Source organism: Methylosinus sp. RM1, assembly GCF_011378635.1.
Lineage (GTDB): Bacteria > Pseudomonadota > Alphaproteobacteria > Rhizobiales > Beijerinckiaceae > Methylosinus > Methylosinus sporium.
Genome location: NZ_WOVC01000025.1, coordinates 37,764 through 63,604, shown reverse-complemented (window position 1 = coordinate 63,604; position 25,841 = coordinate 37,764). Strand labels below are relative to the sequence as shown.

The window sequence follows — 25,841 nt, the reverse complement described above, 5'->3', positions numbered from 1 at the left end:
CGATCACATCCACAATGCGCTGTTCAATCTGGTCGTTACCGGCGAAGGCCATATCGGCTCGCTCGACACCCAGCGCCTCCACGCCCGCGTCCACGAGTTTGGAGCCTTCGCCCAGGCCGTCCTCGCCGATGAGCTGCGCGCGCTCGGCATTCGCGTCGCCTATGACGATAAGGAGCAAGCCGCCGTCATCCTCGCCATCCCGCAATTCGCCAATGAGGCCTTCAGTAAGAGCACGCATCAAGTCCTGCGCAACGCCAAGGCCTTCGCGGCTGGCCAAGGCCTCGATTGGGACGACATCTCCGCGGAAAAGAAAGCGGAAATCCTCCGCGAAGCGGCCGCGGCCGCCCGCCTCGCAAAGCATGGCGAGAAGACCGATCACAAAATCTGGCGCGACCAGGCCGAGGCGATGGGCTGGGAACACTCGACCGTCATGGAGGACGCGAGGATCGCCGCGTTGTCGAACGAGGAGCGCTTCGAGCGGGCCTACGCCTTCGCGGCGAAACATCTCGCCGAGGAATTCCACACGGCCGCCGCCATCGACCATGATCGTCTTCGCATCCACGCGGCGCGCGGCTTGATCGGCGTGGGCGTCGCCGGCGGCGTCAAGGATATCGACCGCGTCGTCGAGCTGATCGAGCGCAAGGGAATTGACCTTCACGGCGAGCACGTCGATCTGGTCGCCGCCTGGGCGAAGCGCGAAAATCCCGAGGACGAGCCCCGACAGGTGCTCCGCGTCACCAATTCCGCGCAGATCCGCGTCGAGGAGAGCCTCCGCGACCATGCCGCGCGCGCCGCGCTCGACACGTCCGGCGCGCTGGCGGCCGGCGACATCCGCCGCGCCATAGAGGCTTCGGGGCTCGATTTCGACAGCGAGCCGGAGCATGGCGCCGCGCAAAAGGCCGCGATCTATGCGCTCGGCCAGGGCGGCGCGCTGTCGCTCCTCACCGGCGTCGCCGGCGCGGGCAAATCCACGCTGCTGCGGCCTCTCGTCGCCGCCTGGAAGGCCGACACGCGTTTCGACGCCTCGGGCCGCGAGATCGTCGGCGTCTCGACCGCATGGCGGCAGGCCGACGCGCTGCAGGACGCCGGCATCGATCGGACCCGGGCGCTCGAGCCATTCCTCAAATCCGTCGAGGCCGGCGAGTTCGTTCCGACCCGCAACACGATCCTCGTCATCGACGAGATCAGCCAGATCGCGCCGCGGCCGATGCTGCGGCTGCTCGAGCTGCAGGCCGAGACCGGCATGACCATAAAGGCGCTGGGCGACCGCGAGCAGGCGCAGGCGATCGAAGCCGGCGATACGATCGAAATCCTGCGCCGCGCTCTGCCGAAATCGGCGCAACCCGAGCTTCTCACCGCCGTCCGTCAGGTCGATCGGCGAGACCGCCAGATCGCCGGCATGTTCCGCGACTCCGAGGCCGAGACCGCCCTCGCGATGAAGCGCGCCGAGGGAACGGCCATGCTGATCGGCGGCGACTTCGACCAGGTCGCCGCGAAGATCGCCGATTTTTATGTCAGCCGGCGGGACATTCTCGACGCCGCCGGCTCGAAGCGCGGGATCACGATCTCCGCGCCGACCAATGAGGACGCCGCCGCGATCAGCATGGCGATCCGGACGCGGCTCAAAGCGCGCGGCGAGATCGGCGCCGATGAGACAGTTTACAAGGCGATCACGCCGCGCGGCGCGAAGGAGCCGCACGCCTTCGACCTGCCGATCGCCACCGGCGACCATCTGCGCCTCTACCGCTACACATGGGCGAAGATCGACGGCAAGGAAGGCCCGATCGGCTATAACGGCCATGTCGTGAAGGTGATGGGCAAGACCGCCGGCGGCCTCCTGCTGCAAAACGCCAAGGGCCAGATCGGTGAGGTCGAATGGCGCCGTCTGACCGATCCCGTCACCAAGCGGCTGATGCTCGGCTTCGGCCATGCGCTGACGATCGACGCGGCACAAGGCGTCACCTCGGACGAGCATATCGACGCCCTGCCGCGCGGCAGCGCCGGTATTACGGCCTTCAAGGCCTATGTCGCGGAAAGCCGCGCCAGGGGCACGACCTGGACGATGATTTCCGAGGCGGCCGTCCATGAGGCCGAGAGGCGCAGCCGCGCGCTCGGCGACGCCAAGCCGATCGAGGCGGACGATCTTTGGAAGCGGACCGCCGCCGATATGGCCTCCAAGCCCTATAAATCTCTTGCCCTCGATCTCGTCGAGGCCTGCCGGCGCACGCAAGAGCGGTCGATCGATTCCTTCATCGAGCAGGGCCGCACGTTTCACCGGCGACCCGCCGACGCCTTGGATCCTGGCCGAATGGCGCGAGAGCGCGTGCGCTCGAAGATCGCCACGGAAGAAGTTGCGCCCCACATCGCCGATCTCGCCGCCGGCGTCGAGGGAAACGCCGCCCTATTGCGCGAGGCGAAAAAGAACCTCGAGTCCCGCCTCGACAAGCACCGGCCCGAGCCTCCCTCGCCGGCCCCTTCTATCGTTCGGCCCTCTCCGTCGCCGTTTCGATGAAACTGTGCCTATCCGCTCGATCGGGAGCCACAACATATAGAGAGCTCAATGCGCCGCGCCGACTCAGCGTATTAGCGGCCGCCGGCGCGCTCATTTGCTTGGGGTGCGCCACGGATCGACGGCAGAGCTGATCTGTAGGTATCGGTTAAATTTAGACACGCGACCCCGAGTGCGTGACTATGGTCCCGCGAACTCTTTCAAGGCCCCGAGAACCAGCGGCATAAAATCTTTACCGCCGCCGTGTCCAGCGTCGTCAAGTATTCGCAGCCGACTGGTCGTCCATCGCTGAGAGAGTTGCCAAGCTGTCACCAATGGTCCGCTAACATCGTAGCGTCCGTGGATCAACACGCCGGGGATGCCATTGAGCTTAGCAGCGTCGCGGATGAGCTGATCCTCTTCAAGGAAGGCCGCATGCCGCCAATAGTGCGTAACCAGCCGCGCGAAACGCAGGCGGAATTTCGGGTCCTCGTAGCGCGGGTCCGAAATGTGCCCTGGTGTTAGTGAGATGTGTGCCTCCTCCCAAGCGCACCACTCGCGTGCAGCGTTATCGCGAATGATGGGGTCGGGGTCAGCGAGCATGGTGGCGTAGGCATCGACGAGCCGCAGGCGTCGCAAGTGCTCTGGGACGGCGGTCGCGAAACGGTCCCACTCCTGTGGAAAGATACGTCCGACATCCTCGGTGATCCATCGCACCTCGCGCCGGGACGTGGTCGTTACGAAGCCCAGCACCAGGGCTTTCACGCGGTGCGGGTAAGCCTGGGCATATGCCAAGCCGAGAGTGGTCCCCCACGACAGACCCAAAATGACCCAGCGATTCACATCGTGCATCTCGCGTAACGCCTCGATGTCGGCGATGAGGTGGGCAGTAGTATTGCTGTTGAGGTCCGCGTCGGGTTCGTTCGCCAGCGGCCGGCTGCGCCCTGACCCGCGCTGATCCAGCAGCACGGCACTGTAGAGGCGAGGATCAAAGAACCGCCGCTGACCCGCCGAACAGCCTGAACCTGGACCGCCGTGCAGGAAAAGAGCAGGCTTCCCAGCGGGATTGCCGCAGCACTCCCAGTAGACCTGATGCCCATCGCCTCCATCGAGCATGCCGCTCCCATAGGGTTCGATGTGGGGGAATGGCCCCGACATTTGCGCGCTCCTTTGTTCAGCGGGTGATTTGCCCTTCGGCCAACGGGAATATCAGGCGCTCTACCCACGCTCACCCGAAATCCCTAAACGAGCGGCCCCGATCGCCGGAAATTCGCCGGCGGCAGCTCGTGGCGCTTGGGGGCCGTTGCGCCCGGGGCTCCAATTTGGCCCGCTGCAGCCATTCGTTGGCCAACTCCACTTTGCCTTGGACCCGACCGCTTCGAACGCCAGCGTCCTCAATTCGGCAGCGCGAATATGGTCAGAATGCCGCCGCGAGCGTTGTAGTCGGGCAAACTGCGGATCGGGCCGTCCATGACGCCTTGCTTGAGATCGATCAACTCCAGTCCGACAAGCCCGCCGACGCCCGACAGCACCGCGACGAATTGCTTGCCGCCGTGCTCGTAGGAGACGACGTCGCCGACGATTCCCGAGCCCGTGTGGAAACTCCAGAGCTCCTTGCCGGTCTTCCCGTCGACCGCTTTCAAATAGCCTTCCATCGTGCCGTAGAGAAGACGACGCCTGTCGCAGTGACGAGCGCGCCCGAACGAAGGGGGTGTCGTTCGGGAAGCGACCAGCGAACGGCTTTCGATGTCGGATCGAACGCGACGAGGGCGCCGCCTCCCCAGGCCCGGCGGTCGCTAGCTTTCGTCACAGAAAATTCCTCATACTCTTCGGTTGTCACGCCGAGATAAGGCTTGCCGGGTTCATATCTGACGGCGTAAGGCTCGTTGTCCATGCATTTGGTGGTGAGCGGTAGATAAAACAATTTTTCGTTTGGCGAATAAGCTGCGGGCTGCGGCCCTTTCGCTCCCAAGAAGGACGGACAGATACTCTTCGTGTTGACATCTTCGCCGCGGATCTCTGGCGTATATTCATCCACGAGCAGCGGCCGGCCATAAAAAGGCGAGTTCTTGTCGAGTTCGATCTTGCTCGCCCAATTGACGTGGGCGCCAAATCTGTCGGCCGACAAGAGATCGCCCGTGGCGCGGTCGAGAAAATAGGCGAAGCCGTTCTTGTCGAAATGAGCGAGCGCCTTGCGAGCGGCGCCGTCAATGTCGAGATCGATGAGAATCATCTCGCTCGTCGCGTCGTAATCCCACTGATCATGCGGCGTGACCTGATAGAGCCAACGCACTGTGCCGGTGTCGAGGTCGCGGGCGAAAATGGTCGATGTCCATCGGTTGTCGCCGGGACGCTGTTTGGCGTTTCGGGGCGCCGGATTGCCCGTGCCATAGTAGACGAGGTTCAGATCGGCATCGTAGGAAAAGGCGCCCCAGGGCGCGCCGCCGCCGATCTTCCATTGTTCGCCCTGCCAACTCGCAAGCGAGGCCTCCTTGCCGACCGGATTGCCGAGATGCGTCGTCTTTTCAGGGTCGATCAGCGTGTCGGCGTCTGGGCCGGTCGAATAACCGCGCCAAAGGCGCTGGCCCGTCTTGGCGTCATAGGCGGTGACATGGCCACGCACGCCGAAATCGCCGCCCGAAAGACCGACCAGAACTTTATCCTTGAGAAGCGCCGGCGCGCTGGTCGAGGTTTCGCCGATTTGCGGATCGCCGTTGGTGCGAGACCATATCACTGTGCCGGATTTCGCATCGATTGCGACGAGATTCGTATCGAGCTGGGATAAAAAGACTTTACCGTCGCCATAGGCGAGGCCGCGATTGACGGCGTCGCCGCCAATTTTCTTCAAGATCGAGGGATCTTGCCGAGGGACATAGCGCCATAGAATTTTATCGGCGTTATAGGTGAGACGGCGGGCAAACACCCCGTTCGGAAAAGGCGTCGTGAAATAGGCGACGTCATCCACGACCAGCGGCGCGCCTTCGTGGCCGCGCAGCCCGCCCGTGGAAACAATCGTCGCCACTTGCAGCTTTCCGGCGTTCTGCGGCGTGATTTGCGTGAGCGGCGAATAGCGCCAATTGGCGCCGTTGCCGCCCTGCGAGCGCCACTCCTTAGGGTTTTGCCGGAATGTCGTCGGCTCCTCGGCGCGGGCGGGGAGAAGGAGGGTTGCGAGCGTTGCGAGCGCGAAGACCTGTCGCATCTTGAAATCGACCTTCCCCATAGCCGTCCCAATTACCGCTAAATGTGACATACAACCCAAGCTTTACGGCCTTTCCCCGGGGATGGCCACTTATGGCGCATCTTCCTCGCTCGGGCTGGCGAAAGCGGAATTATGACGGAAAGCGAACGCCGCAGACACTGCCACATTCAGCGTCTCGTAATCAGGTAGCGTCGCATCCGCAAGCCAAGACCGCCGCCTGCCACGCCGATCGAAGATAGTGGGATTCCGCAACAACTTTCGGAAGTTCCTGGCCAGACTGTTTCGTGCCCATTAGGTGCATGCAGAAAATTGGATCCGCAAGGTCGGTCACGGCTTGATAAATTACGGCTCCAACCTCGCCCGCTTCGAGAGCCGCGATGATGTGATCGATCACGCTCTTATCCTTGCGGCGTGCAAGCCCCGATATCGCTTCCAAACGTGTGTCGACGTCGACGTCCGTCAACCGGGCGCGCAGCGCGTCTCTTATTTCCGAATTGTCCGCCTCGATTTCTTGGCCGAGGGCAAAGGTAGCCCAGTCCCGCACGTGCGGATCCTCGTCTTTGGACAATTCGATCAGCCATGTGATCGCAACAGGGTCGTCTTGTGCGGAAAACGCATAGACGACAGCAAAACGCACGGACGAGAAAGGATGGCGGGCAAGAGGAACGACCGCGGAAACGCCACGCGGATCCTTCAGATGACCAAACGCGAAGCAGATCTCCGTGAGCATTTCTGGATCGGCGCCTCCCGACATTTCCCGTTCGAGCATTTCCTTCAGCAGGCCGAATCGCTGATCACGTAGGAGCTCCAGGGAATATCCCAATTGGCCGAGGATCGCTGCTCCCACGGATCGCTCCCTCGAATTGGCGCTTCTACAAAGAACGCTGCAGACCTCGAAGACCGACTGATCCCCATTGCGCTGCAACGTCGTTATCGCATCGCAAGCCGGCGACAGGGCGAAGTCATCTTCTGGATCCGGATCATCGAAATGCGCGACTGCGGTTTCGACAAGATCACGGATTTCACTTTCCGTCAGCGATCTTTTGATTTCATCAGCCATCGACTACTGCCTTGCAAACGTGGTGGCGACGTAGGGAAACGAGACGCTAGCCGCTGCTTCGTTTAGAAATTTCCGCAGTCTCTGGCTCCGCATCAAACGCGCATTCCTTCAACATCCACCTCGGGGCGAGATCGGAATCATGCAGTTTCCTCACGACCTCCTCGCGACATAGGGAACACGGGATGTTTTCGTAAAGACTGAGCAATATGTCGCGGCTCTCGATCGGGGGAATGGCGGCGGCCTCGATAAGGTCAAGAACTGCCAACCCGACGCTATGCCATCCGTTGTCGTCGAGTGGATCAGCCTCGCGTATTGCACGCTCGATAGCCACGAAATCCCCAGGTTGATAGTTGCTGCGGAGCAGTCGAATGGCGCTGGGGGTATCCAGGCCATCGAGGAGCTCGAATGCAAGGTCCCTTATCCGGTGGTCGTGGAGCCTCCCAATGGCCTTGGTCGCTTGCCATGCGTTTCGTGGATTCGCGCCCTTGACGATGGCGAAAAGGGGCTCGGGATTCAAAGGGAAATCGCGCGCGGTGAAAATCCGTAGATATGCCCGAATTTTCATTGCGTCGGTCTCGAGAATGAGATCAGAGGCCGCCGCCAACAGGTCATCGGCAGAAGCGGACTTGATCCAGAATAGGGAAAAGCCCTTCTTCGGATCGAGTCCGACTTTGGCCGCGGCATAGTCGACCGCATCGTTGGGCTGCTTGACGAGGGTGCGATCGACCGATGCGGTATCGACATCGAGCGATATCAACAAGTCCAATTCGGGGGAGCTCGATCTCGCCCTCTCCAACGCGGCGGCGGCGCTTTGAACTCCGTCTCTCACACTCAACGCTTCGACCCATGCGCGGTAGGCCCAGCCGCTTTGCGCCTCGAAGTTATCCAGCAGCTCAGCGTGATAGAGATGGATCAGCTCGAGAAAGGCGGCCAGTCCGTCGAGCCGAATGAGGTGCTCGCCGCATGGATGTCCGACATGTTCGAATTCCGCCTTTCGAATGGCTTCGCGCGCGAGAAATTCTTGCAAGGAATGATGGTCGTGGTCGGTCTGACCGCTCGCAAGGAGGCAAAGGACGCCGTATATTTGAGCTATGTTCTCCGTACTCGATTGGTCGAAGTTGTCCAAACAGCGCGATAGCTCCGTCCAGAAAAAATCGCTCCGCCGGGTCAAAGTGATGAGACGGTACAAATACGGCGCGCGTTCTTCCTCGCACTGAGGATCGTAAGTTAGGTTCGTCTTGCATGCCGATAGGAGCATAGACTGCAACTCTTCGTTCGTCGGGTCGGCTTCGAGCAGGAGGGCAGCACGTCCCGATCCTCTTCGCAATGAGGACTTGAACCGCGCCGCCATCTCGGAAGCAGTAACGCCGGACTGGGCCGGCCACTCTTCAAATGTCATGAGATCATCCCAAAGTCGTAGACGAACTACACTGGTTTGAATTCGACTCCCTCGAATCGCAGCGTGGCGGCGCCTCGTCGCACATCGCGATGCATTCCGTGGATCAGCCGTTCTTCTCCCGCCTCCCGCAGACGAGCGCGCAAGTCGAGCAACACGTTGAGCCGCCCCAATGCCAGCGCCTTATTGCGATGCTGAGAGCGCTCCTCCCGGGCAGTCGCACTGACGCCGGTCGGAACGTGTGTCGCGCGCACCGCGCTCTCGGTCTTGTTCTGATGTTGGCCGCCCGGTCCGCCGGCGCGGAACGACTCGAACCGCACGTCCGCGAGCGCGACGGCGGGAGGCGGCGGCAGCGACGGCAGCTCGAAGGCGTCGACGAACCAGTTCTTTCGTGGGTGGCGCGGGCGCAGCGGGCTTTTGCATACCCACACGATTCCCCCTGTCCAACGCCGAGCGAGTAGTGCGGCGCCATCGCCAGACAGAATTGCGATCGCGGAGCCTGGGCCAGCTCCGTCGGGGTGCTCGACCACGGCGATGTCGCATTCACAGCCCGTTGCTTCGGACTCGGCATGGAGGCGATGCAACACGTGAGCCAGCGCCATGCGGCACTCCGCTGGCCCATGACCAGATGTGAGGAGCAGTCGGATCATCGGCGGCCCTCCTTGCGTGACTCCGGTCCGATGACTTTCTTCAATGTCACCAGCGGTCGAAAGCTGGCGACGATCCGCACCAAGCCGAATGTTTCGAGATCGTTGATGACTGTCTTGATCGACTTGTAGGCCTCCGGCGCCTCCTCGATCAAAAGCGCGCGATCTTCGCATACGACCCGTCCACCATATGGATTGCGCGTCAAACGCTCCCGATCCGATTTGGTCGCGCCGACACGTCCCATCATCGAGGCGCGGTCGTATTTTCGACCCGCGCCATGCGCAATCGACGCCAAGGCTTCTTCAGGCGCGCCGGCTAGCGGCTCGACGAGATAGGACAAGGCGCCCCGGGAACCCGGAACGACGACTCGTCCCCGGTCAGCTGGCGCGGCTCCCTTGCGATGAAGGACGCCGGCGGCGCATAGTCCCGCGCAATTGTGGGAGCAGTCGCAGACCGGCTCGGCCTCGCACCGCAAGGCGTGCGCGGCCCGTTCGGCGATGAGCCGCCGGTTCGCCGTCGCCCATCGCAAAGCGTGGTCATGGGCCTGCATATATGCTCGGCCTTTCGCGCTGTCTGGGTCGAGAGGCGCTAATCCGGTCGACAATTCGCGCTCCAGTAAGGCGTAGCCGAGGCCGCGAGAGCCTGAATGAACGAGAACGTAGGCATGGTCACGATCGAGGCCGGCCTCCGGGACGAACACCTCCTCCACGGCCTGAAGCTCGCAGAAATGGTTTCCTCCACCGATCGTGCCGAGCGCGCCGTCGAAATCCGACACCGGAAGTCCCGCTCTCTCGATCTGCTCGGCGACGTCTCCATCAAACGGGCTCTCAATGGCGCGCAATCGCTCGGCGGCCTTATCGACGCGAATTTTGCGAACCGGAACGTCGAGCGCAAAGAGCGACATACCGCAGCCGACATCTGCCCCGACGAATGCGGGATGGATTTTGTCGGCGAGAATGGAGCAGCCGACCGGGCCATATTTGCCCGGATGCAGATCGGGCATGGCGGCGACAGCGATCACCCCCGGAATCGCCGCGACGTCTTCGAGTTGGCGCACGGCGGCGCCCTCGATCCAGTTGTTGGACGAGTAGTAGCTGTGGATCGGCGCGCAGCCGTCCACGGACAAAAGATTGCCCATGCAGAACTCTTCATTGAGAAACGTCTGAAGCCACGCGTCATGAAAGCGACGCGCGTCGATACGCCAATCTCCGCGTCTCGCAGGGACTTAGGCGGTCGGGCTCCTTAAGGAGCGGCTGATGATGGCTTTCATCGGTCGTCCTCTCATACGGCGGAGCGAATGCTCAACGCCTTTGTAAAGGTAGAGCACAATACGCGAAGGGCTTCAAGATCCCAGCGCAATAGATCTCGACTCTAGCGTCTCTCGCGGCGATCGACCGCTCGCTCCCGATCTCCTTTCCGCTGAACCCTGTCTTCCCCACTATCGGCGCGCACCGCTTTGATATGACGTAGGAAAGGCGCATTCACGCCACGCTCACCTATCCAATCTTGGAGCCCAGCGCATGACGCCGTCATCGAATGGACTCCACAACGCCGTGCGAACGCCGGCGTCGCTCAGAGCTTCGCTCGTCCAAGCGTTGCAGGTGCGAAACGCGCTATAATGGCCGCGCGCGCCGTAAAAGACGTCGTTCTGGCCATAGCCGTGAATGACCTCGCGCCGGTCTGCGAACGTCGCATCGATGAAGGTGGAGAGGCGGCGGTATTGCTCGGGTGTGAGCCGCAGCGGACGAACCATCTCACCCGGACGGACGTCCTCGAGGAGGTCCACATGCACCAGTGTCGCCCCCTGCCCCGTCACGGCCTTCAGTCCTCGGAGGAGTGAAAACTCCGCCCGGGTCGGCGTGTTGAGATAAAAGTCCCGATCGCCCCAGCCGAAAGCGAGCCAGCGTGGCGTGGTCGACCAACCAGCCGCATCGCCCGGGTGGACGCGATTGCTCCAATCGACGCCGGCGGCGTTCGCCGGCACGACGACGCCGGTGTGCACGCCATTGGTCTGCACGTAGATGGTTATGCCGCCATCCGGCTCGCGCCAGTCGTCGTTCACGGGCGTACGGCTCGCGATCGCTGCGACGGCGAGATAGAGCGCGGTGAGGACGAGCGGCGCGAGGAGGATGAGGGCGAAGGCCCGCGCAGCGCGGCGCATGGACCGTCTAAACCAAGGTTGCAATGACATGGCCGCTCTCGTCTACGCGAATTCTGCCGGCTTCGAAAAGCATTCCGTCGCAGGGGATCAATTGACGCGACCGTGTCTCCAACCCGCCGCGACCGCCTCTTCCTCCGTGCAGAACCAGCGCTCTCCGGCATTATGGTCGATTTTGACGCGGGCGTAGAATGGCTCCCCGGGCTTATGGAATATCCGCTCGCCACTACGATTGATGTTCCCTTTGATCTCGCAGTTCGCCGGCGCTGTCGATTTCGTCGAAGGGGGGAGCTGCGACCCGCGAGGCGAAAGCGGGGCCGGGAGGAATGATCGGCTTTGCGGCCGACCAGATTTGCTCGAAACGGGCCTCGAACGTTTGGGCGGCCGCTCGATCGCGGATGATGACGACATCATTGTCCTGCTGCTTCATCCCCGACGCGGTGAAATTCGCGGAGCCAGTTCGCAACAGCATGTCGTCGACGGCGTAGGATTTCAGATGCATGAAAGGACCGGGCGGGCTCGTGCGCAGGCTTTGCGAGACCTCTCGCAGCCGATCGAGATCGCTCGACTGGCTGGGGTCCAGAACGATTCTGATCGCGACGCCGCGTCGATGCGCGTCGATCAATGCGTCGATGACGGGCTGGTCCGTCAGCAAATAGGCGGCGAGATCGATCTTGACGCGCGCCGCGCGCAGAAGCGTTACATCCAAGCGTTCCAGATTCTCGGTGGGCGCATAATGGATTTCGGGCGCTTCGGCCGCCGAAACGAATGGCGGTGCTACAAGAGCCAGCGCGCCGGCAAAAAGCGACAGGCGAATGAACATTCGATAATGCTCCCGTCAATCCTAAGGTCTCGGGCGACGATTTTCATTCTAACGCGATCGTTCGAAGACCGAAGCGGGCTGTTTTAGCGACGCCGGCCTCACGCAGCAATGTCTGGAGCGCCGCAACGGTGTAGGCGCGTCGCGCTCTCGCGCGCAACAGTGGGATGCCGATCTCGCTGAACACGGCGTCGACAAATATGTCCCGCTCCCGGCGATGCGGCAGCGCATGCGTCCTGTCGTCCAGCTCGATGGCCGCGACGGGCTCCAGGCTGGCGGAATCGCAAATGACAAAATCGATGCTCTTCCCGAACACCTTGTTCATCGCCGCGCGTCGCTTCGCGCTGGTCGCGCTCAGATCGACGTCGACGAGTTCCGCGAGCCGCACCTGCGCAAAAACGCGATAGCCTCCTCCGACCGCCTCGTCCAAGACGGCGAGGAAGCGCTTCTCATTTGGCGTCAGAAATCGCCCGCGCAGATAGGCAGGCCGCCGCGAGCCGATGAACGCGACGACCGCGAGAATGAGCAAGACGACCAGCGCTGTCGCTACGACATGCTCGATATCGATAAGCCGCATCGACGCAATCACGGGGAAGCCTCCACTCGCCGCCGCGGCGTCGGCTGTTCCGGCACCGCCGCGTTCGGCGCGATCATCGACGTGATCGCCGCTAAATCGGCTCTCAGCTTCTCCCGATTTTCCCGGCTGGGCAATGTCCCCTCGGTCTCCTTCACGATAGCGTCGATCTTGCCGAGCAGCGCCGCGGCGCGCTCTCGGGCCGCCGGCTCGTCCTCGCCGATCGCCGCCTCGATCTCGACGATCTTCTCGAAGAGCGCCGTGTCGAAAGGCTCATTGGGCCGAACACCGCCCGGGGCCTCGCCGCCCGTTCCGTGCAGCGCCGATTTGAGCATGGCCAGGAGGCGAGCCGCCGCGCCCTGCCTCTCCTCGCCCGGCACGAACGGAACTTCGCCCGCGGCGCGGATCGCCGCGTCCACGCAGGCGTCCCGATCGCCTCCATTCGCCTTCGCGTCGCGAAAGGCTTCGTATATCGCCCTCAGCGTCGGCTCCATGGGCTCGCGGCCGCCGGAGAAGACCAGCCCATTCTCGATATGGGCTGCGATCACGCGGACCGCGTCGAGCTTCGCCTCCAGATCGGCGCGGGCGGGCGGAGCGAGAGACAAGCGCCTGACGAGCGGCTTCGGCCCGGACTTGTCGACCTTCGCATGAAAGACCTTGGCGTAGATCCGGCGGCCGCCGAACAGCATGATCGCCTCGCCTTCGATGAGGCTCTGCAGGTCTCGCCAGTTCACCCGAGACACCTGACGAACGTCGGCCTGACGGGTGTCGTGATAGACGCCGATGTCGCCGCCGCGAAAGCTCGTCGCCTGCGCCACATCCGTCTTGCCCGAGGTCTCCTCGATCCATTCCCGCGTGCGATTGGCGTCCTGCTGGCGCATGGCTGCGGTCAGATTGGCGTTGCCGAGCAGCGTGTAGGTCTTCTCGCCGAGCCGCGCGAATATCCCGGATACCTCCTGAAATCCGAGCCAGAAGGCGATATTCAGGCTGCGGCCTTGCGCCATCATCCGGTCGAGATCGCTCGTCGCATAATAGGCGAGCTCGTCCAAGACGATATGATAGGGCGCCTCCATCCCGAGCAGCTCCTTCGGCATGCCGAGCATTTGCGCCATCATGCCGCGCAGCGACGTCACCACGATCTTGCCGAGCCCCGCCAGAGTGTCGGAGGAGTTCTCCAGCGCCGGCAGGGAGACCACGAGAATGCGCCGGTTCAAGACCACGTCGCGCATGTCGATGTCGCCCTGCTCGACCTTGAATATGTGCCCGAGCGACACGCCGAGCTGCGTGAACATCTCGGTGAAATAAAACCGCGCATAGCCGTGCTGCTTGGACGGATCGTCCGACTTCTGCTTGTTGTAGTCGAGGTCCGTGTCATAGCCCGGAAGCTCGCCGAGATAGGCGAGCAGCGGATAGACGACATCCTGCGGCAGATCGAGCGGAATGTCCCTTATCTTCCCGGTCGCAGGATCGCGCAATTCATAGTGGCCTTTGACGGCGAGCTTCCAGATCACACGGAGCTCCAGCGCGTCGCGAATCTTTTCTATGTCGATCGGAATGCCGGCGTGATCTCTGATCCATGTCAGAACCGGGATCACCGCTCCGATCAAGGCGACGGCGCGGCTGCGGAACACGCCGTTCGAGTCATTAGCGGCCTGCTCGCCGAGTTGGCTGACCACCATCTCTCGGATCGCATCGGCGTTCCCTGTGGCGAAAGGGTTGAAGCTGTTGCTCTCTTTGCTGCCGCTGGCGACCAGGAGATTGAGGTGCAGCACATCGTCCTCGCGGCCGAACCGGCGCGCGAGAGCCATCACCTCGCCGAACAATGTGTGGTCGGCCTTGCCGTCGACGAGAACGAAGCCGCTCGCATGGGTCAGCGCATTGGAGACGAAGCCCAAAATGGCGGTGGTCTTGCCGGCGCCGGTCGTCCCCGGAATGGTCGCATGTTGGCGGCCGTCCTCGGCGGTGATCCATAATTCCCGGCCGGCGACGTCGCGACCGAGATAAATGATTCCGGCCGCCATGCGCGGCGCGCGGTTCTTGGGGTCGGGATAGTTCCAGTCGGCGACGCCGGCGCTCTCGGGAAGCCGCATCGGCAGCTCGACGCGCCGCGTCAGGACGAGGGCCGCATATCCGATCGCCGCGGGGACGATCAGATCGACCGAAGCTGGCTCCAGCAGCATGAGCCCGGCGCCGACGCTGAGCATGGCGCCGGAAAACTCGCTCATCAGCGAGCCCCAGACGCGCGTTGACATCGGCCGCAGATCGCGCAGCGCTTGCGCGCCGGACCGCTCGAACCGTTCCTGCGGCCCGGAAATCTCGCGTGGGATCATGCCGCTCTCCCCGATGTCGGCGCTTGCGTCATTGCTGCAGGCCGAAGGCGGCCGGACCGGATCGGCCCGCGTCCGCCGGCGTCCCCGGAGCGGGCGTGATCTGCGGGGGCCGCTGCAGGTCGCGCGCGAGAGCGTCCGGCAATGGCGCGACCGACGACGCGGCGTCCGGCGAGGCGGCCACTCGGCTCGCGACGAGCGGCTTTTGCTCGGAGGAGACGCTCCCCGCCCGGAAGCCCAAAAAGGCGACCGCCGATACGCCGAATGCGACGACGAGCGTCGTGAGCAGAGAACGTCTCGTTCCGCCGGTCAGGGCGCCGATCGGCGCTCGCCGGTCCGCCGAGACCGGGGCGCCCAGCGGGCCGTCCAAATGCACATGCAGGTCGATGTGAATGTGCGGCGTCTCGAAAACGATTCTTTTCTCGTCAGTGGAAATCGCCTCGTCCATCATGATCTCCTCGGTTCTTCCTGAAACGCATGGTCGAGGCGCTCTGCGCGAATGAGAAGGCGGGTCAGAGCTTCTGGATGGCCGCGAGCGCATTATCGATCGAGGCGACGCGCAACGCCGCGCCAGCGATCCGCTCCGCGGCCCAATGGTCACGCGCGCCGATCGCTTCGACGAGCGGCGTCGGGTGAAGGAGCGGGTCGAACATATCGGCCGGAAAGCCCAGGGAGTGCAGCGCGTACCAGAGCCGTCGATCGACGAGCTTCAAGAACCCGAATTCCGCAGGCGGGAGAACGCCGCCTTCCGTGCGCGCGGCGAGGAGGGCGCTCATCGTCGCCGTGGTCGTGAAGCCATGCGCCGATATCGCTTCCGCCAAAGGAAAGCGCAAATCTCGGTCGTCCAGCCAATGATCGGCTCGCTCGACCAGGGCGACCGGGAATGCGAGGGCGCGATCGGGGCCGGTCCGGCCTTCCTTGCCCGTCCCCCCCAGCGCCGAGGAGAGATCGCCCAAAAAGCGCCGCCCTTCATCGTGGCGCCGCGCCCGATGCAGGGCGAAGGCCGCCCATAGGCAGCGAATATGCGGCGGCGCCTCTGCCGGGTCGCGCATGGCCGAGCCGAGCTGGCGCGTCAGCTCCGCCCGCGCCCCTGCCGCATTGTAAGCGCCCTTGTCGTCCGTCGCCCAGCGCTCGATCCATTCGGCGCGGGTCAAAGCGCGATCGGCGGGACGCGGCTTGCCCGGGTCGATGTCGACGAGCCCCAAATGTCTGCGCACGTAGGCGGCGGGCGTCCGAAAGGATCGAAGCTGCTCGCGCATCAAAGCTTCGAGATCGAGCGGCCGGGAAAAGCGCTTCGCCCCTGCGCGACTCGCGCAGACCGCGGCGAGCGCCAGAACGAGGCCCATCGAGGGGAGGAGAAAGAAGCGCCCGATCTCGCGGGCGAGTCGAAGCAGCTGCGGAAACTTCACCGTCGCCGGATTGGTCGCGAGAAGCTGCGCGTCGGCGACGTCGTAGCGATCCGTGAACAGATGGATGACTCTCATCTGGCCGTGCAGGCCTTGCATGACGATCGCGCTGATCGCGGCGTGCTGCTCCTCCCAGAGATACCAGCCGCCGAAGCCGACGCCGACGACGAAGACGGCGACGCTCATCAAGAACGCGGCGCCGTCGCTCACATTGCCCTGTGACGCGTGCGAAACCGACATCACCTCGCTCCGACGGTGACGGCGCCTTTGTCGGCCGAGGCAATCTCGTCGGCGGCCTCGCGTTGCAGACGCCGGCCTTGCGCCAGGACCAGGCGGCGGTAGGTGGCCTTGTGCCGTTCATTGTGTGAATGATAGAGCCCGATCCCCTCCCAGAGATCGCCATCCGCCTCGTCGAGCGCCTGTCGCAGAATCCAGGCGCCGCCTTCGACATTGGCGCAGAATTCATCCCGGAGAGCGCGATAGGTGGCCTCCCGCGACGCACGCCAATGTTCGGCGAGCTTGGGCACCCAGATCTGGTTCACCTGCATCGGACCGATGTCGACGGTGTCGTTCGTGTTCTGGCTGACGGCGCCGAGCCGCCCGTTCTCGACGTTGAGAAGGATCAGCAGAACCTCGGGAGGGATCGAATGGGCGTGCGCGGCCGCGTCGATGCACGCCTTGACGTAATTCCCTTTCGCCAGATCGTCGGCCGCCCGCGCGGGCGCCGCGGCGGCGAGTGAGAAAGCCAGAGTTATGAAAATCCGTCTCATTGGCGCTGTTCCTTACCTCGCTGGTCGGCCTCGACGCGTTCGTTCGACGCCGACCAGACATCGCCGAGCTTCTCCACCACGATCCCGTTCGGCCCGCAGGCCTGCGAGATCGCCTCCATCGTCGCCAGCATCGCCATTGTGAATGAGCCGGCGTTGATCATCGCGAGCCGATAGCCGAGGAGAGCGCCTTCGTCGGGCTGCGTCGTCAGTCCGAAACCCTCGCCCTTGACTTCCCGCCACAAGGCTTCTCCCGTCAGGAGGAACAGCGGCAGCAATCCATCGGCTGCGGCGGCGACGTCGAAAGGTATGGTCACGCCCTCGAACAGCACCGGCCGTGCGCCTTTCCGCAGAAGCTTCTCGAGCACAGCCTCGACATCCGCTATATCCAGGATCATGCCGCCCTCCTGCGCTTCCAGGTCGGAACAGCGGTTCGCACCGGCCCGATCAGCATGCGCCGCAGGAGCCGCAAGACCGACGACACGGTGAGGCCCGCCCAGCTGACGACGATGAAAAAGGTCATGCCGCCGATCGCAATGTAGAAAGTGAGCCAGCTCCAATAGACGACGAAGACCAGCAGGGGCAGGCAGGCTCGCCCGTCCAGAAACAAGATACGAGTCGGCAGAGCGGTGTTTCGCCACATCAGGCTTCCTCCCTCAATTCGTGCGCCGCCGTCTCCTCGCTGATGCGGCCATCCCGCAAGGCCCTGTCGATCGCCTGCGCAAAAGACTGTCCCTGCTCTTCGATGGCGCGGCGCGTCAGGCCCGGCCATTGCGCCGGGTCTGTCTCCAAAAAGCGATTGCGGAGCTTGCGATCGAACACGAGGAACTCGCGCAGCGCCGTGCGCTTTCCGTCGAGAGACCGCGTCAGCCTCTGATTGACGACGAGCCGCAGCGACTGCGCGACGGCGCTGATCAAATTCTCGCGCTCGGCCAAGGGGCAGAGGCTCGCGATGCGCTGCATCGTCAGCGCGACGTCATTGGCGTGGATCGTCGTCGTCAGCGTATGCCCGGAGATCGCCGCCTGAATGGCGGCGCTCATCGTCACGGAATCGCGGCACTCGCCGACGATGATGTCGGTCGGCTCGCGTCGCATGCAGCCACGAATGAACAGTTCGAAAGTCGGAAGATCGCGCGGGATCTCGCTCTGGTTGATCGTCGAGCTGGGGCTCTTGACGCGATCGAGCAAAAACTCGACCGGAGCGGCGCCTTCGATTATGTCGTAATGCCCATCCGGGTCGAAAAGCTTTGCGACCGTCATGCCGGCGATCAGCGTGGACTTTCCCGAACCCGTGCCGCCCGACACGATCACCATGCCGTTTCGGGGACGAAACGCCTCCATGATCCCCGGCTCGACGAGCTGTTCTTCCAGCGACGGGGGCAATCCGGGAATCGGACGCAGCACGATATTGACGCCGGACCTGCGGCTGCTGCGCGTCGAGGTGACATTGAGCCGGTAGCGAAGCCGCTCGGTGCGGCTCAAGGCGATCTCATAGGTCGTATCGAGCTCGCCGCCGCCCTGCATATGCGCCATGCCGTCGGCGCCGTAGAGATGATTGACGATCTGTGCGATCTCCGCCTCGTCGACCGTCGTATCGCCGATCGCCTCGTCCTCGTCCGCCCCATCTCCGACCCTGCGATTGCGGCCGTAGATCCTCAGCCGCGGGCAATGCCCCGTTTGAAAAGAGACTTTCGAAGCGCCCGAGCGATAGGCCCAGGTCAGAAGCGAATCCAGGCCGGGCGCGCTCTTTCGCGGATCCGCGACCCAGCGAAGTCCTGCGCCATTCCAATATTCGTCGACCATAAGGACCTCCCCCTCACTTCGGACATGGTCCGTGGCGCTTGGGCGCCCAGCGGCGCGCGTCGGCCTGCAGGCCGGGCTGATCGGTGATGCGGACGATCCGATCGCCGGCGCGAAGCTCGTCGCGCCCGCCGTTCACGATGCTGTTCTGGAAGGCGACCTTCGGGTGTTCCACGAGACCCGCGCGCAACAGCACGCGGAACCGGGCCATGCCGACGATGTCGCGCTGTAGGCGACCGAGGTCGGAGAGAAAAATCTCCACCGCCTGCTTCTCGCCCTGCGCCCACCCTTCGGCCACCCATTTGTTCCAATAGGCGGCTTCCTGCTCGGTGCGCGGCAGCACGGCGTCGTGCGGCCGCGTCGGGGCTTTCCAATTGCGAACGAGATAGGCGCGCCAATTCGGCGGCGCGGAGGCGAGCTGCGCTTCGCGCGTGATCTGATAGACGCAGTCCGTCTCGCGAGCGACCTGCGCATTGTCCCCGAGCGCGAAGGCGAGCTGTCCCTGAGTCACGACCGGCGGGCGCATCAGCGTCCGGCCGCCGCCGAGCGGCAGCACCACCGAGCTGAAATCATAGCTCTTGTCGAGCGTCGCCTCATAGCGGCGCAGCATGTCGTTGATCGCGAAGGACCGCGCTGCGAGGCCGCCCTGCGCTCCGAAGCTCAGCGCCGCCGAATAAAGTGTGTCCTCGCGCCCCGGCTCCAGCCCGAGCCCGGGATCGCCGCGCCCGGCGCGCACCGCCTGCAGCGCCTCGAGCGACGGCGGACGTTCGCCCCCGACGACCGCAGGCTCCTGCGCCGCTCCGGTGATCGGCTTGTTCAACGGATTGCCGAGAACATGCGCCGCCGCGTCGATCTCCGCGGGCGAAGGGGCCGGAGGGACGGGATAGACCTTGATCCCTTCGGCGAAAGCCGCGGAGGCGAGAAGGGTCGAGGCCAGGAATGTCGAGACGAACTTACGGAGCGCGGGCTTAGACATGATAGATCACCTGTATGCGATGATGTTGCGCGTCGACCTGCACGGTCGCGCGGTCGCCGGCGGCGCGGCCGATGGCCTGGAAAATCTCATAGACGCGGCGAGGCCCGGATTTGACGCCGATCGACACTGCTTGGACGTTGAAGGCGGAATCGACGACGACCTCGTATCCGACCTCGCCAGCGAGCTTTTCGACCGCTCCCTCGATCGGCCCTTCCCATTCGAAGGCGACGATCTTCTGCAGCTCGGCGGGCACGACGGCCGGCCCTTGACGCGGAGCCGGGCGCATTCGACCGAGCTCGCCCATCTCGCTATCGACATGATCGACGCTGCGTCGGAGAGCGATCTCCGCATTCGGCATGCCCGCGGCGTCGACCGTCGTCGGAACATCATGCGCGCAGCCGCTCACTATGCTCGACGCCAGGAGCAGGACGAAACCACGACATAGATCATTGGCGTTCATGCGATCAGCTCCATATTTTTTGCGCGATCACGCTATTCGGCGTCGGCGCGAATGACGATGAAATCTCTGCCGCTCGAGCCGGCTTTTGATGAGACGCCGTAGCTCGGCCTCTTCGGCGATCGCGAGTCGTTCGAGATCCAGAGCCCCGCGATGTTCCATTCGAGCGACGTCGCGCGTTCCCGAGCCGAACATGACAACGCCATTTGGACGAAGCTGGATGCGAAAGCTGGGCATGGCGACGCTCCTCGAGCACGAAATCAGGCTGAAACGATTCCCCTGCTCTGCGCGAGTTTCAAATCTTTCCGCGCGGACAAAAATCATTGGATGACTCTATCGCGCCGCCGACGCGGAGAACTCCGAGCCGCTGTCGCCATATCGGAGCTTCGCGCCGATCCCGCGCGCGTCGGCCAGCTCGTCCGCCAATTCATCGACGACGCCGGTCTCTGCGCGCGCGTCGAGCTCGCCCCGCCGCATGCGCTTGGCCTTGCGCTCCTCGATCTCTTTTTCCGCCGACCCGCCCGGGAATATTTTCGCGAGACGCCGCAGCGCCTCGCGAAACCCGATGCGGTCATACAGACGATTGCGCAGCGCTCTATCGCCAGGCGTCGTGGACAGCGCCCACAACTCGATCGGACCGAGCGTGTTGACGAGCATCTGCTCATATTTCGCGTTATCCGCTTGCAGCACGACCAGGAACGGCGCGCCGGCCGGACCGGGTCCATGAAGGCGGTGGCGGACGATGTCGGCGCTCGCTTCGGAGAGATTGAAGCGCTGCACGATCTCTTCGGCTTCCGCGTCGTCGCCGGCGCGCAGCACGAAGCGCCCCGTCGATTGGCTGACGATCGCGTCGCCCATGTCGCTCAAGCGCTGACTGGCGAAGCCGAGCTGAACATTGTGCTTGGGGCCTTCGCGCACATCGAGCTCGGCCTGGGCGCGGACTTGCGGACTGCCTTGCGTGCGGTGCCACTCGTCATAGTCGAGCCGCTTCACCGATTCGTAGATTTCCTGGAAGCGGGGCTGGTGAAAGCTCCGCGCCTCTTCCGGCACGAAAGGCAGATAGTCGGGCTTCAGGAAGAAGTTGCGCGCGATGATGTGGCGGGCCAGCATATACATCATCTCGGTCTGCCGATTGGCCGCCGCCGAGCCGGTCGGCGCGACTTCGGCGAGATCCATGACGATGATGCGCGCCGCCCCGAAATCGAGCCGCGTCGGACTGTTCAACGTCGGAAACTTTCGGATGACGTCATAGATATAGCGCTCGAAGAGGTCCGAGGCCTGCTCCGCCGTCATGGCGATGGTGAGCTTGCCGAACATGTCCTTGACCTGATCGGTGCGCGCGGCTCCGACCAGATCTTGCAACAGCGGAACCGCATGCCGTTGCGCCACTTCCGCGAGACGATAATCTCCCACCGCGCACAAGGCTTTCACCACGTCTCGCCAATGCGGCTCGTCATGATGCAATTCGACGCCGCGCCGCTCGATCGCCGCGTCGACGAGTGGTTCGACCCCGCGCCGATAGCGCTTGGGGGACGCCCCCGGAACATCGGTGCAGAGCCGATAGGCTTCGTCGATGACGATGCCGATCATCTGATTCATGCCCTCGAAGGGCGTGCTCTGATCCGGCGGCAGCGTGATCAGCGCGAGAAAATTCTGCAAGAAGGCCTTTTCGAGCGGCAGCGGATATTCGCAGCCGACCTGCAGATCGAAGACGTTGAACTCGAAGCCCGGCGCGAATTGCATGCGCGTGTAGATCGCCTCGTGCCGGCGCTGCGGTCCGAGCGCTTCTTGAATGAGCAGCACGAAGCCTTCCGCCGAATCGCCGATATCGACCTTGCCGATCAGCGGCAGCTTCGCGCCGACCGCCCCCAGCGCCACGGAGCTGAGACAGAGGCCGAGGTTGATCGTATTGGCGAGCACCGATTTGCCCGAACGGGGCGGCGCGACGAATGTGTCGAGCACCTGCGGACGCTTCGAGCCGCCGGAGGGGTCGTAGGGCCACATGGCGCCGTTCGGCTGGCGAAACAGGACGCTGCCCCGGTCCCAGGGGGAGGCCGTTCGTCCCCAGGGCAGCATCGTCAGCACGTCCCCGATGAGCGCGACCGACGGAGGCGCCGTGGACGCCAGCGCCAGCCCCGGCACGCTGCTCATGACGCCTTCGAGCGGATCGCCGATGACGGTCGTGCCCCGGCAATTGCCCCAGGCCTCGAGGCGCTGCTTCAATGTCGAGAGCCGCAACCGAAGCTTGCCGACTTCGCCGAACGGCGCCCAGGTGGCGAAGGACGCTCGTAGGCGCACGGCGATATGGTTGTTGTTTTCGCGCTCGCGCTTCAAAAGCTCGAAGGCGCGGGTGATGTCCCGGTTGCTGGGGAACATCCACAAGAACTGCGCGCCGGCGCTCTTCAGGAGCATGTCGGAATTGCCGCCGCCCTCGATCACGAAGGAGACGCGCCAAGGGACGCGATCCTGCCCGAGCCGCGACGACAGCTCGACGAACGGCCGCGGATCCTCCGGCCCCATCGTCATATCGACGCAGCCATAATCATAGAGGCCGATCTCCACCCTTTGCCCGTCATGGACGACGGCGTCGGAGTCGAAGAAGAAATCGCGGATCGCCGGCCACATCAGCGTTTCCAGGATCGGACGCTCATCCTTCTCATCCGGCCAGCGCGGGCGAAAAGCGTCTCCGACCAGGGTCGGACGCCAGGCGGAACCGACCGTCTCGCGATACATGGCCTCCCGCGCGACCACCAGAGCATCATGGGCCGAGATTTCCGTCGCGGCGACATCGAGCCCCTTCAGCGACGATACGACGCGAGAGACAAAGCCGGTGTGCCGCGCCGCCATGACGTCGCTGCGCAGATAGAATTTCTGGGCGTCGCCGATGTTCGGGCATTTCTTGGCGAGCGCCCCTTGCTCCTCCTTCATCTGCTTGCGCTCTTCCTTGGTGAGCGTCGTGGCGCGCGTCCACAAGATGAAATACGCGGCCTCCCAGCGCATCATGCCGGTCCAGAGCTTTTTGCGTTCCTCGAAAATATCGCCCAGCTCTAGCCCGATTTCCTTGGCGATCTCCCGGCAGGCCGACATGTTGACGCGCTCGATCTCGACCGCCGCGAGATCGGGATCGGAGGCGTACCATCCGACGATCGCATGCCCCCTATTCTCCAGCGTCCCGGAGATGTCGATGCGCATGGCGTTGGCCAGGCGATCGATATCGGCCCGCGTCGACATGCGGCGCATGCCGCCGAGACGGAGGAAGCTCACATAATCGCCGTGCTTGGTGACGAGCGCGTCGCCATGCGAGGCTTCGATTTCGCAAAAGCTCGCGAGGGGCTGCTTGGCCATCAACGACACTGCGGCGAGCCCGCGGGAAATCCAATGGAGCATTTTCTAACTCCTCAAAATCGATGCGAGCCGCTCCTTGACGAGCAAGCGCGGATAAATGTCGCGGCCGTCGACAAAAAAGCGTCCGAGCGATAGCAAGCGCGCGCCGCCGAGCAGCTCGTGGCGACGGGCGTAGGAGCTCGGTGAGACGAACGACAGAGCTTCGGCGAGATCCCGTGGCGCCGACGTGCCGAGGCGCTGCTTCGCGATCCCACTGCGCTCGACGAGGGCGGCATAGGCCGATCTCGCTGCGAGCAGATCGTCGGGACTGTTCGCGGGAAGGGGATCGAGAGGCCACGACACGGATTTTCCGTGTCTGGCGAAAGAGGAATGCACACGATGCACGAGCGCATTGACGGCGCCTTGCGTGAACTCCGGTAACCAGATCAGCGCGGCCTCGTGGTCGATCTCGGGTCGATCGAGGTTTTGCGAGAGGAGACAGAGAGCACAACACGTTCGCTCGCCAGAGAGCGGGACTGTCGATCTGGTGTCTGGGCCTTCTTCTGGCCAGCTCACGATCTCGCATCCACAATGCGGGCAGCGATCGGCGAATTCTCGTGCGCGCGGCTGCGCCACCGCGAATGCGGGCCGTTCGCTATGTATCGCTGCCGATAGGGAAAGAGTGAGCATCGCGGCGCGCCGATTTTCGAGATCGAAGCATCCTCGCCGGCCTTCGGCTCTACGACCGAACGACCGGCGAGGACCTTTCTCTCCCCTGCCCCTCGCCGCGTTACGCCGGCGCGGGGCAGGAGAGCATTGGGCGTCACTGGAAGGTGATGACGCCCGCCTGGTCGGTCACTTTCGCGCCCGCGCCAGTGGTCGTGTAGGAGGCCTTCTGAATCCACGAGCCGCCGGCGACGAACAGGCCGGTCAGCACGAGACCCGTGAGACCGGCCGCGACTTTCCCGCTCTCGCGGTTTTCCGGCTGACGCGACTGCCACAGGAACCAGACGCCGGCCACGAACGTCACCAGAGCGGCGACATACATAGCGGTCGAGCCGGCGAAGCCGCCGGCGGTCGAGAACTCCTTCGAAATGCTCTGCACCTGCGAGCCGAGCGTCTGGCCAGCCGCCTGAGCAAAGGCGCTCGTCGCTCCGAGAGAAACGGAGAGCGCCGCGCCAGCGAGCAGGGACGACACGCGGGATTTGATATTGGCGATGGTGTGCAAGTTCATCTCCTTCGATTGAGAGAGCGCCTCACGCCCTCGAAAAAAAGATTCGGACGAAGTTGTGCGAATATCGAGCGACGCGTTCGCGCGCCGAAAATATTTTTTTCGCCTATCACTGCCGAGCGCAGAGATAAGCGATCACGAACACCCACACGGCGGGGTTCATCGCGATCCCCCAAAACAAACCCTTCGCGACCTTCTCGCAAATGGTTGTTCCGGGGGCCGCTAGGCGATGGAGGAACAGCCTCATTGCGGGCCTCCGAGGAGAAGCGCGCTCATTCCGGCGAGGCCGACGCCGACAGCCGGAACCATTGCGATGTCGGCGAGCCGGTATTGACGCGCATGGGAGAGAAAGTGCCGCGCCCAACTTGCGAACACGAACAGATAGACAGCGCAGCTCACGAACGTCGCTAGCACGAGATAGAAGCTCATCGTCATGGCGAAGCGCTCCACCAGCTCCTGCCGCTCAGCGAGATCGAAGACCGTCGTGACCGACAGTCCGAGACCCGCCATCGAAAACAACCACGAATAGAACAACGCCCAACCGACCAAGGTGATCACGATTGGAAGCTGCTTCAGCTTCTCGACAATCTGCATGATGTTTTCTCCACCCTGCGTCGCGAATTCAAATCGACGGACGCACTCGACGGTTCACGTTCGAAAGACGGAAACCAGCCATGTCGCGACGGTCACGACATTGATGAGCATGATCCCGAATACGAACTGCACGCCGCAGCCGCCAGGACTGCGATTGCTGCGGCCTGCGATCACCGCATTCCAGGTCAGCATCGCGAAAAAGCAGGACATTGCGCCTACCGCCTGAAAGAACCCCTGAAACAGCGTCACGACATTGACGACCGCGTCGCCAGGCGTCTGTCCCAGGAGATTTCCGTTGACGGTCGGCGCCGTGTAGCTCGTCAACGCCCCGATCGATACTTGCAGATTGGTTCCGGCCGTATTGTTCGCCATCGTCAGGATCGATGGAAACGAGGCGAAGGCGCCCGACAGGACGAGCGCCACGAACGGAACCCAGGGACGGCCTCGATAGGGATTATGGGTCTGCGCCTGCGTCCAAAATCCCCATCCAGCCGACATGAACAGCGCGAGCGCCGTCAGATAGCAAAAAGTCGGCAACAGCGTCGCAATCGCATTGCCGATCTCTCCTGCGAAATTGACCAATCCTTGCACGTTCAGCCCCCTCTACCGAATGCCT

Annotated in this window: 23 protein-coding genes and 1 pseudogene; 1 reads left to right on the top strand and 23 read right to left on the bottom strand. The window is 63.4% G+C overall.

The window, feature by feature from the left end; translation table 11 throughout:
* Positions 1 to 2,512, top strand: a 2,512-nt coding sequence (locus FMZ75_RS15810; RefSeq protein WP_166144107.1) for an AAA family ATPase, incomplete at its 5' end; no start/stop codon positions are given.
* A 177-nt stretch (positions 2,513 to 2,689) separates the two neighbouring features.
* Here the strand turns inward: FMZ75_RS15810 and pip are convergent.
* The 23 genes and pseudogenes from pip to FMZ75_RS15695 form a co-directional block, all read right to left on the bottom strand.
* Positions 2,690 to 3,646, bottom strand: coding sequence for a prolyl aminopeptidase (gene pip / locus FMZ75_RS15805; RefSeq protein ID WP_166144106.1), 957 nt, complete (start codon positions 3,644 to 3,646; stop codon positions 2,690 to 2,692).
* A 236-nt stretch (positions 3,647 to 3,882) separates the two neighbouring features.
* A pseudogene (locus tag FMZ75_RS15800) lies at positions 3,883 to 5,687 on the bottom strand (PQQ-dependent dehydrogenase, methanol/ethanol family).
* Positions 5,688 to 5,868: 181 nt separating this feature from the next.
* Positions 5,869 to 6,747 (bottom strand): HEAT repeat domain-containing protein, encoded by an 879-nt coding sequence (locus tag FMZ75_RS15795; protein ID WP_166144105.1) that lies wholly within the window; start codon positions 6,745 to 6,747, stop codon positions 5,869 to 5,871.
* A 46-nt stretch (positions 6,748 to 6,793) separates the two neighbouring features.
* Entirely contained in the window at positions 6,794 to 8,146 is a 1,353-nt protein-coding gene (locus FMZ75_RS15790; RefSeq protein ID WP_166144104.1) for a hypothetical protein, read from the bottom strand.
* 26 nt (positions 8,147 to 8,172) lie between these two features.
* The gene (prfH, locus tag FMZ75_RS15785) at positions 8,173 to 8,793 is read right to left on the bottom strand and encodes a peptide chain release factor H (RefSeq protein ID WP_142863964.1); all 621 of its coding nucleotides are present in this window, start codon (positions 8,791 to 8,793) and stop codon (positions 8,173 to 8,175) included.
* Positions 8,790 to 9,929, bottom strand: coding sequence for an RNA ligase RtcB family protein (locus FMZ75_RS15780; protein ID WP_142863963.1), 1,140 nt, complete (start codon positions 9,927 to 9,929; stop codon positions 8,790 to 8,792). The genes prfH and FMZ75_RS15780 overlap by 4 nt, the downstream gene beginning before the upstream one ends.
* A gap of 354 nt (positions 9,930 to 10,283) precedes the next feature.
* Complete coding sequence (locus FMZ75_RS15775) at positions 10,284 to 10,982, bottom strand: TIGR02117 family protein (protein ID WP_142863962.1); 699 nt, start codon at positions 10,980 to 10,982, stop codon at positions 10,284 to 10,286.
* Positions 10,983 to 11,175: 193 nt separating this feature from the next.
* Entirely contained in the window at positions 11,176 to 11,772 is a 597-nt protein-coding gene (locus FMZ75_RS15770; protein WP_142863961.1) for a phospholipase D-like domain-containing protein, read from the bottom strand.
* A gap of 43 nt (positions 11,773 to 11,815) precedes the next feature.
* A complete protein-coding gene (locus tag FMZ75_RS15765; RefSeq protein ID WP_142863960.1) occupies positions 11,816 to 12,346 on the bottom strand; it encodes a DUF2726 domain-containing protein in 531 nt (176 codons plus the stop codon).
* A gap of 8 nt (positions 12,347 to 12,354) precedes the next feature.
* On the bottom strand, positions 12,355 to 14,673 hold the full coding sequence (locus tag FMZ75_RS15760; protein WP_166144102.1) for a type IV secretory system conjugative DNA transfer family protein: 2,319 nt from the start codon (positions 14,671 to 14,673) through the stop codon (positions 12,355 to 12,357).
* 28 nt (positions 14,674 to 14,701) lie between these two features.
* Complete coding sequence (locus FMZ75_RS15755) at positions 14,702 to 15,121, bottom strand: hypothetical protein (RefSeq protein WP_166144101.1); 420 nt, start codon at positions 15,119 to 15,121, stop codon at positions 14,702 to 14,704.
* Between the two features lie 61 nt (positions 15,122 to 15,182).
* Positions 15,183 to 16,316 (bottom strand): hypothetical protein, encoded by a 1,134-nt coding sequence (locus FMZ75_RS15750; protein WP_166144100.1) that lies wholly within the window; start codon positions 16,314 to 16,316, stop codon positions 15,183 to 15,185.
* The gene (locus FMZ75_RS15745; protein WP_166144099.1) at positions 16,316 to 16,846 is read right to left on the bottom strand and encodes a lytic transglycosylase domain-containing protein; all 531 of its coding nucleotides are present in this window, start codon (positions 16,844 to 16,846) and stop codon (positions 16,316 to 16,318) included. Before FMZ75_RS15745 ends, FMZ75_RS15750 begins: the two co-directional genes overlap by 1 nt.
* Positions 16,843 to 17,241, bottom strand: a complete 399-nt coding sequence (locus FMZ75_RS15740) for a hypothetical protein (RefSeq protein WP_166144098.1) — start codon at positions 17,239 to 17,241, stop codon at positions 16,843 to 16,845. Before FMZ75_RS15740 ends, FMZ75_RS15745 begins: the two co-directional genes overlap by 4 nt.
* Complete coding sequence (gene icmT, locus FMZ75_RS15735; RefSeq protein ID WP_159729461.1) at positions 17,238 to 17,486, bottom strand: IcmT/TraK family protein; 249 nt, start codon at positions 17,484 to 17,486, stop codon at positions 17,238 to 17,240. Before icmT ends, FMZ75_RS15740 begins: the two co-directional genes overlap by 4 nt.
* A complete protein-coding gene (locus FMZ75_RS15730; RefSeq protein WP_161915307.1) occupies positions 17,486 to 18,646 on the bottom strand; it encodes a type IV pilus twitching motility protein PilT in 1,161 nt (386 codons plus the stop codon). The genes icmT and FMZ75_RS15730 overlap by 1 nt, the downstream gene beginning before the upstream one ends.
* Positions 18,647 to 18,659: 13 nt before the next feature.
* Positions 18,660 to 19,619, bottom strand: coding sequence for a type IV secretion system DotC family protein (locus FMZ75_RS15725; RefSeq protein ID WP_161915306.1), 960 nt, complete (start codon positions 19,617 to 19,619; stop codon positions 18,660 to 18,662).
* Entirely contained in the window at positions 19,612 to 20,079 is a 468-nt protein-coding gene (locus FMZ75_RS15720; RefSeq protein WP_166144097.1) for a DotD/TraH family lipoprotein, read from the bottom strand. Before FMZ75_RS15720 ends, FMZ75_RS15725 begins: the two co-directional genes overlap by 8 nt.
* Positions 20,080 to 20,409: 330 nt before the next feature.
* Positions 20,410 to 23,463 (bottom strand): ATP-binding protein, encoded by a 3,054-nt coding sequence (locus FMZ75_RS15715; protein WP_166144096.1) that lies wholly within the window; start codon positions 23,461 to 23,463, stop codon positions 20,410 to 20,412.
* Positions 23,464 to 23,466: 3 nt separating this feature from the next.
* Positions 23,467 to 23,976, bottom strand: a complete 510-nt coding sequence (locus FMZ75_RS15710; RefSeq protein ID WP_166144095.1) for a hypothetical protein — start codon at positions 23,974 to 23,976, stop codon at positions 23,467 to 23,469.
* A gap of 247 nt (positions 23,977 to 24,223) precedes the next feature.
* Positions 24,224 to 24,634: a hypothetical protein gene (locus FMZ75_RS15705; protein ID WP_142864704.1), complete on the bottom strand. Its 411-nt coding sequence runs from the start codon at positions 24,632 to 24,634 to the stop codon at positions 24,224 to 24,226.
* A gap of 240 nt (positions 24,635 to 24,874) precedes the next feature.
* Positions 24,875 to 25,225 carry a hypothetical protein gene (locus FMZ75_RS15700; RefSeq protein WP_166144094.1) on the bottom strand — a complete coding sequence of 117 codons (351 nt, stop codon included), beginning with the start codon at positions 25,223 to 25,225 and terminating at the stop codon, positions 24,875 to 24,877.
* A 54-nt stretch (positions 25,226 to 25,279) separates the two neighbouring features.
* The gene (locus tag FMZ75_RS15695; protein WP_166144093.1) at positions 25,280 to 25,816 is read right to left on the bottom strand and encodes a hypothetical protein; all 537 of its coding nucleotides are present in this window, start codon (positions 25,814 to 25,816) and stop codon (positions 25,280 to 25,282) included.
* Positions 25,817 to 25,841 lie beyond the last annotated feature (25 nt).

Coding starts and splice junctions, on each gene's coding strand:
- FMZ75_RS15795 (WP_166144105.1), bottom strand. CDS start 6,747: ATGGCTGATGAAATCAAAAGATCGCTGACGGAAAGTGAAATCCGTGAT.
- FMZ75_RS15760 (WP_166144102.1), bottom strand. CDS start 14,673: ATGATCCCACGCGAGATTTCCGGGCCGCAGGAACGGTTCGAGCGGTCC.
- pip (WP_166144106.1), bottom strand. CDS start 3,646: ATGTCGGGGCCATTCCCCCACATCGAACCCTATGGGAGCGGCATGCTC.
- FMZ75_RS15720 (WP_166144097.1), bottom strand. CDS start 20,079: ATGAACGCCAATGATCTATGTCGTGGTTTCGTCCTGCTCCTGGCGTCG.
- FMZ75_RS15770 (WP_142863961.1), bottom strand. CDS start 11,772: ATGTTCATTCGCCTGTCGCTTTTTGCCGGCGCGCTGGCTCTTGTAGCA.
- FMZ75_RS15755 (WP_166144101.1), bottom strand. CDS start 15,121: ATGATGGACGAGGCGATTTCCACTGACGAGAAAAGAATCGTTTTCGAG.
- icmT (WP_159729461.1), bottom strand. CDS start 17,486: ATGTGGCGAAACACCGCTCTGCCGACTCGTATCTTGTTTCTGGACGGG.
- FMZ75_RS15765 (WP_142863960.1), bottom strand. CDS start 12,346: ATGCGGCTTATCGATATCGAGCATGTCGTAGCGACAGCGCTGGTCGTC.
- FMZ75_RS15745 (WP_166144099.1), bottom strand. CDS start 16,846: ATGAGACGGATTTTCATAACTCTGGCTTTCTCACTCGCCGCCGCGGCG.
- FMZ75_RS15740 (WP_166144098.1), bottom strand. CDS start 17,241: ATGATCCTGGATATAGCGGATGTCGAGGCTGTGCTCGAGAAGCTTCTG.
- FMZ75_RS15715 (WP_166144096.1), bottom strand. CDS start 23,463: ATGCTCCATTGGATTTCCCGCGGGCTCGCCGCAGTGTCGTTGATGGCC.
- FMZ75_RS15780 (WP_142863963.1), bottom strand. CDS start 9,929: ATGGGCAATCTTTTGTCCGTGGACGGCTGCGCGCCGATCCACAGCTAC.
- FMZ75_RS15725 (WP_161915306.1), bottom strand. CDS start 19,619: ATGTCTAAGCCCGCGCTCCGTAAGTTCGTCTCGACATTCCTGGCCTCG.
- prfH (WP_142863964.1), bottom strand. CDS start 8,793: ATGATCCGACTGCTCCTCACATCTGGTCATGGGCCAGCGGAGTGCCGC.
- FMZ75_RS15705 (WP_142864704.1), bottom strand. CDS start 24,634: ATGAACTTGCACACCATCGCCAATATCAAATCCCGCGTGTCGTCCCTG.
- FMZ75_RS15700 (WP_166144094.1), bottom strand. CDS start 25,225: ATGCAGATTGTCGAGAAGCTGAAGCAGCTTCCAATCGTGATCACCTTG.
- FMZ75_RS15730 (WP_161915307.1), bottom strand. CDS start 18,646: ATGGTCGACGAATATTGGAATGGCGCAGGACTTCGCTGGGTCGCGGAT.
- FMZ75_RS15775 (WP_142863962.1), bottom strand. CDS start 10,982: ATGTCATTGCAACCTTGGTTTAGACGGTCCATGCGCCGCGCTGCGCGG.
- FMZ75_RS15790 (WP_166144104.1), bottom strand. CDS start 8,146: ATGACATTTGAAGAGTGGCCGGCCCAGTCCGGCGTTACTGCTTCCGAG.
- FMZ75_RS15750 (WP_166144100.1), bottom strand. CDS start 16,316: ATGTCGGTTTCGCACGCGTCACAGGGCAATGTGAGCGACGGCGCCGCG.